This is a genomic window from Streptomyces sp. NPDC002032 (assembly GCF_042890765.1).
In the GTDB taxonomy this organism is placed as follows: domain Bacteria; phylum Actinomycetota; class Actinomycetes; order Streptomycetales; family Streptomycetaceae; genus Streptomyces.
This window is the reverse complement of the sequence record NZ_JBIASM010000007.1, coordinates 19,743-32,594: the sequence shown is the minus strand read 5'-3', so window position 1 is coordinate 32,594 and position 12,852 is coordinate 19,743. Positions and strand designations below refer to the sequence as shown.

General features: G+C 72.9%; 9 protein-coding genes. 4 read left to right on the top strand and 5 right to left on the bottom strand.

Translation table 11 applies throughout. The features are described from left to right. Positions 1-73 precede the first annotated feature (73 nt). Genes ACFYYT_RS18035 through ACFYYT_RS18025 form a run of 3 tightly spaced genes read left to right on the top strand, consistent with a single transcriptional unit; the run spans position 74 to position 3,940 of the window. Positions 74-1,966, top strand: a complete 1,893-nt coding sequence (locus tag ACFYYT_RS18035) for a phosphatidylglycerol lysyltransferase domain-containing protein (protein WP_351830534.1) — start codon at positions 74-76, stop codon at positions 1,964-1,966. A gap of 53 nt (positions 1,967-2,019) precedes the next feature. Further along, positions 2,020-2,682: a hypothetical protein gene (locus tag ACFYYT_RS18030; RefSeq protein WP_351830532.1), complete on the top strand. Its 663-nt coding sequence runs from the start codon at positions 2,020-2,022 to the stop codon at positions 2,680-2,682. Positions 2,683-2,719: 37 nt separating this feature from the next. Continuing rightward, the gene (locus ACFYYT_RS18025; RefSeq protein WP_351830530.1) at positions 2,720-3,940 is read left to right on the top strand and encodes a histidine kinase; all 1,221 of its coding nucleotides are present in this window, start codon (positions 2,720-2,722) and stop codon (positions 3,938-3,940) included. A 29-nt stretch (positions 3,941-3,969) separates the two neighbouring features. On the opposite strand, the gene ACFYYT_RS18020 is transcribed toward ACFYYT_RS18025, so the two are convergent. The 5 genes from ACFYYT_RS18020 to ACFYYT_RS18000 all read right to left on the bottom strand — a co-directional run bounded on the left by ACFYYT_RS18020 (position 3,970) and on the right by ACFYYT_RS18000 (position 10,886). Continuing rightward, the gene (locus ACFYYT_RS18020; RefSeq protein WP_351830527.1) at positions 3,970-4,815 is read right to left on the bottom strand and encodes an endo alpha-1,4 polygalactosaminidase; all 846 of its coding nucleotides are present in this window, start codon (positions 4,813-4,815) and stop codon (positions 3,970-3,972) included. Beyond that, the gene (locus ACFYYT_RS18015; RefSeq protein ID WP_351830526.1) at positions 4,812-5,465 is read right to left on the bottom strand and encodes a spherulation-specific family 4 protein; all 654 of its coding nucleotides are present in this window, start codon (positions 5,463-5,465) and stop codon (positions 4,812-4,814) included. The genes ACFYYT_RS18020 and ACFYYT_RS18015 overlap by 4 nt, the downstream gene beginning before the upstream one ends. Positions 5,466-5,503: 38 nt before the next feature. Continuing rightward, on the bottom strand, positions 5,504-7,159 hold the full coding sequence (locus ACFYYT_RS18010; protein WP_388608443.1) for a hypothetical protein: 1,656 nt from the start codon (positions 7,157-7,159) through the stop codon (positions 5,504-5,506). Beyond that, positions 7,156-8,670 (bottom strand): GT4 family glycosyltransferase PelF, encoded by a 1,515-nt coding sequence (gene pelF, locus ACFYYT_RS18005; protein ID WP_351831285.1) that lies wholly within the window; start codon positions 8,668-8,670, stop codon positions 7,156-7,158. The genes ACFYYT_RS18010 and pelF overlap by 4 nt, the downstream gene beginning before the upstream one ends. A gap of 176 nt (positions 8,671-8,846) precedes the next feature. After that, entirely contained in the window at positions 8,847-10,886 is a 2,040-nt protein-coding gene (locus ACFYYT_RS18000) for a hypothetical protein (RefSeq protein WP_351831282.1), read from the bottom strand. A 356-nt stretch (positions 10,887-11,242) separates the two neighbouring features. Between ACFYYT_RS18000 and ACFYYT_RS17995 the strand changes: the two genes are divergently transcribed. Next, positions 11,243-12,772 carry a leucyl aminopeptidase gene (locus tag ACFYYT_RS17995; protein ID WP_351831279.1) on the top strand — a complete coding sequence of 510 codons (1,530 nt, stop codon included), beginning with the start codon at positions 11,243-11,245 and terminating at the stop codon, positions 12,770-12,772. Positions 12,773-12,852: the final 80 nt, after the last annotated feature.

The window sequence follows — 12,852 nt, the reverse complement described above, 5'->3', positions numbered from 1 at the left end:
GGCACTACGGGCCTGATCAGTCCGCAGTGCACGCACTGCCTGTGGACGGTGACGCCCCATATCATCGCTTTTCATGGGAGAGGTCCGCTTGACCAGCGCAGACACCGACCGGAGCCTCGATCAGGCCTCCGGCAAGGTTTCCAACAGCAAGAAGGACAAGAAGGAGCCGGGCGGCGAGCCCGTCCCGAAGGCGGAGACCCGCAGGGGGAGCGCCTCGTCGAGGCGCAGCGCCGCCTTCGCGGTCTGGTACCTGCGGGCCGTCACCTTCGTCAATTTCCTCAGCGCGGTGTGGCTTTCGCTCGGGCAGGACCTGCGCCGGCACAACACCGCCGACTTCTACACCCCGTACCTGCTGACGGCCGGGTTCGCCTCAGGGCTGTTCTCGCTGCTGCTGGCGGTCACGATGGGCCGCCGCAAGCGGGCCGCGTGGATCCTGAACCTGGTGGTCAGCGGCATGCTGCTGCTGGCCTTCGCGGTCGCCGCCTTCGCCCCCTGCACGAGCGGCGACTTCAACCTCTGCTACCCGGAGTTCCGCGACCACGCGCAGAACTGGGTCTCGCTCGCCCTGACGGCGGCCTTCGTCGGCGCGCTGCTGGTGGGCCGCCACGAGTTCTACGCCAAGGGCGACCGCTCGAACCCGAAGCTGGCCACCGTCGTGGCCGCCGTCGGCCTGCTGCTGACCTCGCTGGTCGCCGCCCTGCTGGTGGGGGCCACCAACACGGACCCGGACAGCGCGGACGCGACGTTCCTGGCCCGCTGGCGGTACGGCGTGATGCGGCTGATCACGCTCGCGCCCGACGACAAGGCGTACCACGCGATCACCACGCCCGCCTGGGTGGACGTGTGCATCAACGTGATGTCGATGCTGCTGCTGCTCGCGGTGCTGTTCGCGGCCTTCCGCTCGCGCCGCGCCGTCGACCCGCTCACCCCCGAGGACGAGGAGCGGCTGCGGGCGCTGCTCGCCCGGCAGGGCGACCGCGACTCGCTCGGCTACTTCGCGCTGCGCCGCGAGAAGTCCGTGATCTGGTCCCCCACCGGCAAGGCCGCCGTCACCTACCGCGTCGTCGGCGGGGTCTCGCTCGCCTCCGGCGATCCGATCGGCGACCCCGAGGCCTGGCCCGGCGCGATCGAGCCGTGGCTGGCCGAGGCCCGCGAGCACGGCTGGGTGCCGGCCGTGATGGGGGCCAGCGAGGAGGCCGGGCAGATCTACGCGCGGCACGGCCTGGACGCGCTGGAGCTCGGTGACGAGGCCATCGTGGAGACGGACGAGTTCACACTGGAGGGCCGCGCCATGCGGACCGTCCGGCAGGCCTACAACCGCGTCAAGCGGGCCGGGTACACGGTCCGCATCCGCCGCCACGCGGACATCCCGGCCGAGGAGATGGACGTCCTCCTCAAGCGGGCCGACGACTGGCGCGACGGCGCGACCGAGCGCGGCTTCTCCATGGCGCTGGGCCGGCTGGGCGATCCCGACGACGGCCAGTGCGTGATGCTGGAGTGCACCGACGGCAACGGCGACCTGCGGGCCGTGCTGTCCTTCGTGCCGTGGGGCCCCAAGGGCCTCTCGCTCGACCTGATGCGCCGTGACCGCGACTCCGAGAACGGCCTGATGGAGTTCATGGTCATCGAACTCCTGGAGCGCTCGAAGGAGATCGGCGTCACACAGGTGTCACTGAACTTCGCGATGTTCCGTTCCGTCTTCGAGCGGGGGTCCAAGCTCGGCGCGGGTCCGGTGCTGCGCATGTGGCGCTCGCTGCTGAGCTTCTTCTCCCGCTGGTGGCAGATCGAGTCCCTCTACCGGGCCAACGCCAAATACCGGCCGATCTGGGAACCGCGGTTCATGCTCTTCGAGAAGAGTTCCGACCTGTTGCGGATCGGTATCGCGGCGGGCCGGGCCGAGGGCTTCCTGGAGGCACCCGGCCTGCCGAAGTGGCTGCACCGCAGACATCTGGAGACGATTCGTTGACGTCGTGGTCGACGGCCCCACTACGGCGGTTCGCCCGCCGTGAGTGGGGCCCCATGTTCTGGACCATCCGGGACGCGCTCGTCCGCGACAAGTGGCGCGCGATCCCGATGACCATCGGCGCGGTGTGCCTGACCTCGGTCTTCCAGGTCGTGCAGAACACGTCATGGGGCTTCCAGCCCGTCCAGAACCTGGGGTCCGTCAAAGCCGTCGACCCTCTGTGGCTCGCGCTGCTGCGCACGCCGCTCTCGCTGTTCGTGCCCGCCCTCGACCTGCCGGTGTGGGGGGCCCTCGCGCAGATCCTGCTGGTCTTCGGGATCGCGGAGATCTGCATCGGCTGGTGGCGCACCCTGCTCATCGGCTACGTCGCCACCCTCGCCGGCACCACCTACGCCAGGATCGGCCTCTCGCTGGGGCCCGACCACCCCTTCGGCCTGCCGGTGACCGACCGGATCGTCAACGACACCGGGCCCTCGGCCGCCGTCGTGGGGCTCGCGATCTACGTCTGCTGGCGCTACCGGGCCTACCTGACCGGGGGCCTGGTGATCCTGGTGATGATCGGCGAGGTGCTGTTCAAGGACAACCTCGCCGGCAAGGAGCACCTGGCGGCCATCGCCGCCGTGATGGCCGTGTGCACGGTCCGCGCGAAGTGGGGGCCGGCCCGTTCCCGCGCCCCCGTGGTCCGCCGGCCCCCTCCGCCGCCGCCCGGGCCCGCCTGAGCCCCGCGGGGCGCCGGGGAACCCGTACCGTATCCGGGTGACGACAGACCCCGGGCCCTTCGCCCGCAGCCGGCGGTGGACGCGGGCGCATCCGCTCGCCACCGACGCCGTGCTCGCGCTCGGGGCGTTCGTCTTCATGGTCCTCGGGTCCTTCGCCGATCCGCACGGACCGCACGGGCCCACCTTCGGCACCCGCGCCCCCGAACCGTTCTCCCTGGTGCTGATGCTGCTCGGCGCGGCCGCCCTGGTGCTGCGGCGGCGCCGGCCCCGCGCCGTGCTGGCGGTGACCTGCGGGCTGTCGATGCTGGAGCTGAGCACCGGGGAGCCGAGGGCGCCCGTCGCGATGTGCGCGGTGATCGCCCTGTACACGGTGGCGGCCCGCACCGACCGGCCCACGACCTGGCGGACCGGGGTGCTGACGATGGCCGGGCTGACCGGGGTGGCCATGCTGGCGGGACCGCTGCCCTGGTACGCGCAGGAGAACATCGGCGTCTTCGCCTGGACCGGGATGGCCGCGGCCGCCGGGGACGCGGTGCGCAGCCGGCGGGCCTTCATCGACGCCATGCGCGAGCGGGCCGAACGGGCCGAGCGGACCCGCGAGGAGGAGGCCCGGCGGCGGGTCGCCGAGGAGCGGCTGCGGATCGCCCGGGACCTGCACGACGTGGTGGCCCACCACATCGCCCTGGTCAACGTCCAGGCGGGGGTGGCCGCGCACGTCATGGACAAGCGGCCCGACCAGGCCAAGGAGGCCCTCGCGCACGTCCGCGACGCCAGCCGGTCGGCGCTGAACGAGCTGCGCGCCACCGTCGGGCTGCTGCGGCAGTCCGGCGATCCGGAGGCGCCGACGGAGCCCGCGCCGGGGCTGGCCCTGCTGGAGGAACTGCTGGACACCTTCCGGCACGCCGGGCTGCCGGTACGGGTGCTCCTGGAGCTCGGGGCGGACACCGGACCGCTGCCGTCCGCCGTGGACCTGGCGGCGTACCGGGTGATCCAGGAGGCGCTGACCAATGTCCGCAAGCACGCCGGTCCGGGGGCGAAGGCCGAGGTCAGCGTGGTGCGGGTGGGTGCCTCGCTGGAGGTGACGGTGCTGGACGACGGGGGCGACTCGGCCGACTCGGCCCCCGGGCCGGCCGATCCGGGCGGCGGGCACGGGCTGCTGGGCATGCGGGAGCGGGCGGGCGCGCTGGGCGGCTCGTGCTTCACCGGGCCGCGGTACGGGGGCGGCTACCGGGTCCACGCGATCCTCCCGGTCGTCTGACGCCGCCCCCGTCGCTTCCGCCGTCCCCGCTAGCAGGCCTTGCGCCAGGGACCGAGTTCGAGCTTCTTCTCCAGGGAGCTGAGCTTCAGCTCCTTGGAGCGCGCGCAGAAACGGTCCGCCGACAGCTCGTACTCGACGTGGAAGACGGCCTTGTCCGCCCGGACGAACGGGGTGAGCTCGTCGCACTCGTGGTACTGGGCGCACTGCTCGTTGACCGCGAAGTCGTAGTCGCCGACCAGCTGCGGGATCTGGTCGAGGTCGTTCTTGAGGCCTACGGCCAGCCCCCGGTCGTGGGCGAGCTTGGCGATCATCCGGTTGAACTTCAGCTGGTCGTCGGCGGTGACCGGGAAGCCCGAGTCGTTGTGGTAGGCGTCCATGTTGTCGGGTTCGACGGCGTCGAAGCCCTTGTCTCGGCACATGTCGAAGCGCTTGCCCATCAGCCGTTCGAGGTCCGTCAGACGGCGGACGTCGAGCCAGCGTTCGCCCTTCCAGCCGTTGCCCTTGCCGCGCATGTCCTCGGGGAAGTCGCCGGAGTCGGGGCGGAAGTCCTCCCAGGCGCCGGTGGAGATGTAGCAGATGGTGCGGCGGCCGGCCCGCTTCAGGGCGGTGACCTGCTCCTGGCTGGTGTTGAACCCGTCGACGTCGTACACGGGCACGTCGAAGGAGGTGTCGAGCTTGCCGCTGAGCTGCCATTGCCAGGCGGTGCCGGGCTTCGGCTGCCAGCGCTGCCCGGGTGCCGGGGCCGGGGTCGATGCCCCGGTGGGTCCGGGTTCCGGCGTCCCGTCGTCATCGTCGGAATCCGACGAGCAGCCGGTGAGCATCAGCAGGGCGAGGGCGGCGAGGGCCGCCGCCGCGGTGGTGGTGGTTCTCTTCATCCGGCCGCCTCCAGGGCGTACGGGAGGGTGCCCCACGGGTGCGCGCCGGTTCCGGGGACCGCGCAGTACACCCCGGCCCCGCGTTCCGCCGCGAGCTCGGCGGCCGGCGCACCGGGCGGGACCGCGTACACGAGGTGGCAGAACGTCCGGGCGGGGTGGTCGGCGGTCCAGGCGGGCGGGGTGGCCGCCGCGTCCCGGTAGGCGTCCCAGGGTCCCTCGAAGGTGACGAGCAGGTCGGCGAACCCGGCGTACCCGGGATGCGGGTGGACACCGTGGTTCAGGACGAGCGTACGGGCTCCGGCGGCCCGGGCGGCCACGGCCAGCCGGCCGTAGTGGGGCAGCAGTTCGGGCCCGGCGGCGGCCTGGTCGAGGAAGGCCCCGTCGGTGTCGTACCAGTCGCGGTGGCGCAGCAGGTCCTGCACCACCTCCGCGTGCGGGCGGCGCCCGTAGTCGGTGTCGGCGTACCCGAGGACGGCCACGCCCGCCTCGCGCAGCCGGGCGGCGACGGCGGCGAACCGCTCGTCGGGGGCGCGGCCCGGGCCGCTGTCGGGGTTGAGCACCACGGAGTGCAGCCGGCCGGCGCAGCGGATGAGCCGCTCCCACTCCTCGGGGCGGTCGGCGGGGTGCTCGTACAGGGGTACCAGCAGCATGCGGTCGTTCTCCTCGTACGGGGACGGGCGTTGGGGGGTCACCGGTGGGCCGTCGCCCGGCCGAGCAGCAGGCAGACCAGGACGGCAAGGACCGCCGCGGCGCCGCCCGCCACCGCCAGCTGGACCAGCCGGGGCGCTCCTGCCCCGACGAGCAGGGCCACGCTCTGGGCGACGGCGGCGCCCGCGCAGACCACCGCGGCGGGCCGGACCGCGCCGAAGGACTGCAGGAGCAGCCCCGTCCACATCACCGCGCCCAGCAGCAGCAGGGTCGCGACGCGCACCCCGGACAGGGCGGGGGCGTGCGGCCACAGCAGGGTTCCGGTGACGCCGAGGGCGAGCAGCACCGTCAGGTAGCGGGCGAGGCAGCCGGCCAGGGTGGAGAGCATCCGGCGCCAGAAGGCGCCGGGCGAGCGGGCCGCCCGCAGCCCGGTGAGGCTGCCGCTGCGGAAGCGGTGCAGCAGCCATTCGGCGGGACCCATGCTGAGGGTGAGGGCCACCGCGCTGGGGGCGGCGACCGCCTCGGCGGGGCCGCCGGAGAGCACCTCCCCCAGGGCGGCGTACAGCACGAGCAGGCCGGTCCCGAGGCCGAAGACCCCGTAGGGCACCGAGTCCCCGATCCGGGGTCCGCGCCGGGTGTGGTCCTCCTCGGCGCCGCGCAGCATTCGCCAGCGCACCGGGCCGCCCTCGCCGCGGCGGTGCCGGGCCCGGTCGCGGAGCCGCCGCGCGCCGGCCCGTACGCCCGCGGCGAGCGGGAGTTCGCGCAGGGCGAGCGTGCAGGCGGCCAGCAGCGACAGGGCGAGCAGGGCCACCCGTACCGGGACGGGCAGGTCCACGGCGAGGGAGAGCACGGCGCCGCCGGCCATCGGGGCGAGGGCCGCGAGCAGCACCCGCTCGCGGCCGAGCACCAGCAGCACGGTGGCGGCCCCCACGTACAGGGCCTGGCCGGCGGCGAAGGCGTACGAGAACGGCGGCCCGCCGGGGACGGCGAGCGCGGCGGCGGTGCCCAGCAGCGCCCCGGCGGGGGCTCCGGCGAGCAGGGTGCGCCGGGCGGCGGCCCGGTCGCCGAGGCCGAGCCAGGAGTAGGCGCGGTGGGACAGGGTCTGGTCCCACACCCAGCCGATGAGGGCCCCGGCGAGCAGAGTCAGGGTGCCGGCGGGCAGTCCGAGCCGGTCCGGGGGGCCTTCGAGGAGGGGGGCGCCCAGCACGTAGGCGAGGCCGGGCAGGGCGAAGATCACCCCGCGCAGCAGGCAGGCGGTGAGGGGGACCTTCCAGGGGTCGGGGACCAGGTCGGGTTCGGGGAAGGCCCGCGGCACCCGGGCGTAGAGCTCCTCGGCGAGGGCGAAGGAGTCGTGGCGGCCGTAGGTGAGGCGGATGTACTCGTCGTTCATCCCGTCGGATTCGAGGACGGCGGCGATCTCGTCGGGGTGGACGGCCGCGGCGACGAGGGTGTCGAGGCGCTCGGCGAGTTCGTCCATGGGGTCGTCGGCGGCCGCCGCCCCCGCCCCCGTGCGCTGACGGGGGCGGGGGACGGCGGGGAGGGTGCCGGCGTCGGCTGCCGCCGGCTCCCGGCCGGCCGGCTCCCGGCCGGCGGCGGCGCGGGCGCCGGCGAGCGCGTGGCCGGTGGCGGCGGCGTGGCCGACGTGCACCCAGCCGCCTTCCGGTCCGGGGGGCCTGAGCCAGAGGGAGCCGCTCACCACAGGCTCCCGTCGGCGGCGAGTTCGCGGTACCAGGGGTCCGCGAGCCGCTGGGTCCAGTCGTCGCCCTCGCGCACGGGCAGGACGGGCTGGCCGGCGAGTTCCCGGTAGATGTGCCGGAAGCCGTCCACGGACTGGTGGAGGGTGAACTTCTCGACCACCCGCTTGCGGGACATCCGGCCCAGCTCGGCGCGGCGTCCGTCGTCGCGGAGCAGGGCGAGGGTGGCGCGGGCCATGGTCTCGGGCTCGCGGGGCGGGACGACGAGCCCGGTGTCCCCGACGGCCTCGCGCACGCCCCCGACGTCGGTGGAGACGGTGGTGCGGCCGCAGGACATGGCCTCGATGATGCTGAACGGGAAGCCCTCGCTGATGGAGGACAGCATCACGACGCTGCCCGCCGCGTAGGCGTCGGCGACCCGCTCGACGCGGCCCTCGAAGGCGATCCCGTCGCCCACGCCGAGTTCGGCGGCGAGCTTCTCCAGGCGCAGCCGGTACGCCTCGCAGCCCGCCGGGACCGGCCCGAACAGGCGCAGGCGCAGGGCGGGCAGCTCCCGGCGCATGAACGCGTAGGCCCGGATCAGGGTTTCGAGGTCCTTGATCGGGTCGATGCGGCCGCACCAGCTGAGGGTGGGCACCTCCGGTTCGGGACCGGCCTCGGGGAAGGCGTGCGGATCGACGCCGTTGTAGACGGTGCGGATCCGGGCGGAGTCGGCGCCTCCGCGCTCCTCCCAGCGGCGGTTGTAATGGTTGACCGGGGTGATCAGGTCGGCCTGCCGGTAGCCCTCGGAGTTGAGCTCCCGGTAGAAGCCCAGCATCAGGGCCTTGACGGGCCAGCGCTGGGCGGCGGTGCGGTAGCCGAGGTAGCGCTCGCGCAGGTAGATGCCGTGCTCGGTGAGGAGGAAGGGCACCTGGTCGAGGCGTTTCGCGGCGAGGGCCGGCAGGGTGGCCAGACCGCTGCTCACGGCGTGGGCGACGCTGTCGGGCGGGATCCGCACGGCCAGCGGGCGCAGGGCGTGTTCCAGCAGGTCGGTGGCGGTGAGCGCGTCGTGGATGGTGGGTGCGGCCCCGGCGGTGACCAGGCCGGGGCGGGTCCAGACGGCCATCAGCAGGCGGAGCACCGACTCGGAGCGCAGCGCCGGGGCGAGCCGGCCGGCCCGGGCCAGTGCGGCGAACTCGCCGAGGACCTCGGAGAACCCGCCGTGGGCGGGGTCGATCAGCGACAGCAGGAAGGTTTCGTAGAGGGCGTCGAACCCGCGGCGGGCCTTGCCCCGCGGGACGGAGCGGCGGGTGCGCGGGGGCGCCGGGCCCCAGAGCGGGACGGCGGTGTGCCGGTAGACGTTGCGCGGGAGTTCCCAGGTGACCGGCTCGCGTCCGGAGCCGGTCAGGGCTATGACGTTGAAGTCGACTTCCGGCATGCCGCGGACCAGCTGGTCGCACCAGGTGCTGACGCCCCCGTGTACGTGTGGATAGGTGCCTTCGGTGAGCATGGTGACATGACGCCCATGGCTCATGCGGTGTGTCCCCCCAGGACGGAAAAGGGGCCGGCGCCCGTGGGTTCGCGGAGCGCCGGCGCTAGGTGGAACGTGGTGGCCTACTGGCGGTTCGGCCCAGGGGCGTGTCCGCGAAGTGGCGCCGGCCGCCCGCAGGGCGGAGCCAGGCGGGACTTCGCGGACACGCCCCAGGGCGGTCAGGCGAGCTTCAGGGTGACCGCGGACTGGAGCAGGTCGGGAGACGACCAGGCGGAACGGGTTCCGGCGTAGGCGGAGCCGAAGTCCGTGGTGCCGAGGAGGAGCTGCTTCTTGGTCCCGTTGGGTGCGGTGACCGGGGCCAGTACGCCGGAGGGCGCCTTGACGGTGACGTCCTTGCCGATGCGGTAGGCGGTGACCTGGTTGTTGGCGACGGCCTTGTCCCAGGCGGCCCGGCGGCTGAGCTCGACGCCGGTGTCCTTCATGCTCTGGTTGACGAGGGGCGCGCTCGGCGCGTACAGCGTGCGGTAGGTGTCGAGGACGGAGTTGAGCACCGGGTACAGGGTGCGGTCCTCGGCGAGGTTGGACTGGTGGACGTAGTGCGGCTTCGGGTCGTTGGCGAGCACGTGGCGCAGGGCGGTCCGCGCCTCGGCCGGAACGATGTAGTCGAGGTACCCCGTGCCGGTGTCGAGGGGGGCCGGCAGGCAGGTGGAGGTCGCCGGGTTGTCCTCGCACAGGCCGCTGCCGCCGTCGGCGCGGCTGGTGTAGATCCAGTTGTACTCGTCGGCCATCTCGGCGTTGGTGCCCGTGTTGTAGTACACGTTCATCGGGTAGCGGGGGACGGTGAGGGCGGCGCCGACGGCCCGCTGCGCGGGCTCGCGGGAGTTGTCGCTGCCCGCCCACTTGACCCCGTTGTCGGCGAACGCGCCGGCCAGGTTGGGGTTGTCGACGGGCTGCTGCGGGAGCGTCTTGAGACCGGAGTGCTCGCCGGTGACGATCTCGGTCCGGTCGGTGGTCAGGCCGTGGGAGGCGGCCCAGTTGTTGTTGTCCCGGATCTGGGCGGAGATCTCGGAGCGGCTCATCCAGTTGGTCGCGCCCTGGGCGTTCTTGGTGCAGGTCCAGGGGCTGACGCTGGTGTCCTGGGTGCAGCCGAGGAACAGGTGGGTGTAGGTGTGGTTCATCCACCGGTACTTGGCCTTGTCCGCGAGGAGCTGCGCGGTCAGGGCGTCGGTGCCGCCGTTCTCGGTCTTCCACTCCTCCCCGGCGCCCGCGTTGAAGAGCATGTCGAGCTTGAAGTTCTGGCTCGTCTGCCACTGCGCCGCGTACTGGGCGTCGGCGGCGGTCATGCGGATGGTGCTCTCCTTGCCCTCGCCGCCCGCGCAGGCGTAGTCGCCGGGCGTGCAGTTGAGGGTCCTGTCCCAGCGGGAGTCCGGGGCGAAGACGTCGTCGACGTGGACCGCGAAGTAGCTGCGCTCCTGGCCGAGGTGGACGCCCTGGGTGAGCCATTCGACGATGCCCCGGGCCAGCAGCCGGAACTGCTGCTGGTACTGGTTGTACCCGAAGGTGACGACCAGTTCGCTGCGCCCGTCGTGGGTGTACTCGCCGACGAGCGAGGCCCGTCCGGAACCCCCCGGGACGGGGGCGTCGAGGTAGCTGGTGTAGCCGGTGCGCGGCTTGGCCATGAACCCGTAGCTCTCCGGGACCAGCGGCGAGTTGTCCTCGAAGGCGACCTGACCCCCCAGGTAGCCGAAGGGACCCGCCGTGCCGGCGGCGGTGACGGCGGCCTGCGTGCCGTCGAGGGTGCCGCCGAAGCCGCCGTTGTCCGTGTATTCCAGGCCGACCTCGGGGTGCGCCCAGGTGTAGGCGTCGACCTGGCGGATCCCGTACGTCGTCTCGTACGCGGTGAGCGCGGCGAGTTCGGCGGAGCCCGCTGGGAACGGGCTCTCGTTCGGCAGTACGACCCCCTGGAACTTGGCTCGCGGACGGCCGGAGACCGTGTCGCTGAGGAACGCCGCGTTGATCACAGGGCGGCTGGAGCTGCCCAGGTCGACGCGGGTGTACGGGACTCCGGTGTCGCGGAGCTCCGCGATGAGCGCCTGGACCGAGCTGCCGCCGTCGTCGACGACGAGCACCCTGAGGTCGATCCGCGGCGTCACGGCGGTGGCCGCTGCCTGGGCGTTCGCAGCGGGTACGGCGACGGACACCAGGGCTGCGGCCGCCATCGCGGCGGCGACCCTGTTCATCCGGTTCTTGTTGACCATTTCGGCCTTCCCCCCGCAGACCATCCCTCGGAACGGCCCATGGCGGACGGCCGGGCCGGGGAGGCTCTGTGGAAATCATGCAAAAGGACCCCGCGTCCCCTTGCGAGAGTGGCTCGAGTCTCTCGGACCTCGTCAGGTCTACGAGGCAAACCTGGAGCAGAGTCCACAGATGGGTGAACCTGATGCCCTGTTGATCGAACAACTTGACAAACCTTCGAGTGACGTACGGACGAGTACGTGCGCGTAGGCTCATTTCCGGCGGCCGCCGGGCCCGAATACGATCGCTGCGGAGCGGCCGGAGATCCCGACGTGTCCACACCGACCACAAACACAAACGGAAGCGAGACTTCACCACCGTGACTGCTCTGACTCTCAGCACTGCCGGCGCGGCGACGCTGCGCGCCGACGCCCTCGTGGTCGGCGTGGCGAAGGGCCCCAAGGGGCTCGTCGTGGCCGCCGGCGCCGAGGCCGTGGACAAGGCCTTCGACGGAAAGCTCGCCGCCGTGCTCGACGCGCTCGGTGCCTCGGGCGCCGAAGGCGAGACCACCAAGCTGCCCGCGCCGGCCGGCCTCAAGGTCCCGGTCGTGCTGGCGGTCGGCCTGGGCTCCGCCCCCGAGCAGGACGAGTCCTTCGACGAGGAGGCACTGCGCCGCGCCGCGGGCGCCGCCGCCCGCGCCCTGCACGGCGCGAAGAAGGCCGGCTTCGCCCTGCCCCTGGACGACGCCTCCGCCGTCACCGCCGTGGCCGAGGGCGCGCTGCTCGGCGCGTACGCGTTCACCGCCTACCAGGGCGGCGAGAAGAAGGCCGCCAAGGGCTCCGGCCCGAAGCTGCCGCTGGCCGAGGTGGCGCTGCTGGGCGCCAAGCCGCGCGACAAGGAGCACAAGGCCGCGGCCGACCGCGCCCAGGTCGTCGCGACCGAGGTCAACATCGCCCGTGACCTGGTCAACACCCCGCCGAACGACCTCACCCCCGAGGCCTTCGCCGCCGTCGCCTCCGCGGCCGCCAAGGAGAACGGCGTCAAGGTCCAGGTCCTGGACGAGAAGGCGCTGGTCAAGGGCGGGTACGGCGGCATCATGGGCGTCGGCAAGGGTTCCGAGAACCCGCCCCGCCTGGTGAAGCTCTCCTACACCCACGCCAAGGCGGAGAAGACCCTCGCCTTCGTCGGCAAGGGCATCACCTACGACTCCGGCGGCATCTCCCTGAAGCCGGCCGGCCACAACGAGACGATGAAGTGCGACATGGCCGGCGCCGCCGCCGTCTTCGCCGCCGTCGTCGCGGCCGCCAAGCTGGGCCTCCAGGTCAACGTCACCGGCTGGCTCGCGCTCGCCGAGAACATGCCCTCCGGCTCCGCCACCAAGCCCGGTGACGTGCTGCGCATGTACAGCGGCAAGACCGTCGAGGTCCTCAACACCGACGCCGAGGGCCGGCTGGTCCTGGGCGACGCGCTGACCAGGGCCTCCGAGGAGGCCCCGGACGCGATCGTCGACGTGGCCACCCTGACCGGCGCGATGGTGCTGGCGCTGGGCGACCGCACCTTCGGGATCATGGCGAACGACGACGCCTTCCGCACCTCGATCCACGAGATCGCGGAAGAGGTCGGCGAGTCCTCCTGGCCGATGCCGCTCCCCGAGGACCTGCGCAAGACCATGGACTCCCCCACCGCCGACATCGCCAACATGGGTGTCCGGATGGGCGGCGGCCTGGTGGCCGGCCTCTTCCTCCAGGAGTTCGTCGGCGAGGGCATCACCTGGGCCCACCTCGACATCGCCGGCCCCGCCTTCCACGAGGGCGCCCCGTACGGCTACACCCCCAAGGGCGGCACCGGCTCGGCCGTGCGCACCCTGGTCCGGCTCGCCGAGCGCACCGCGACGGGCGACCTCGGCTGACGCACGACCGACGTACCACCTGCTGAGACGCTCCTCGCGAGCCGTGCCGCGCCCCGGTATCCCGATCATGGGACCGGGGC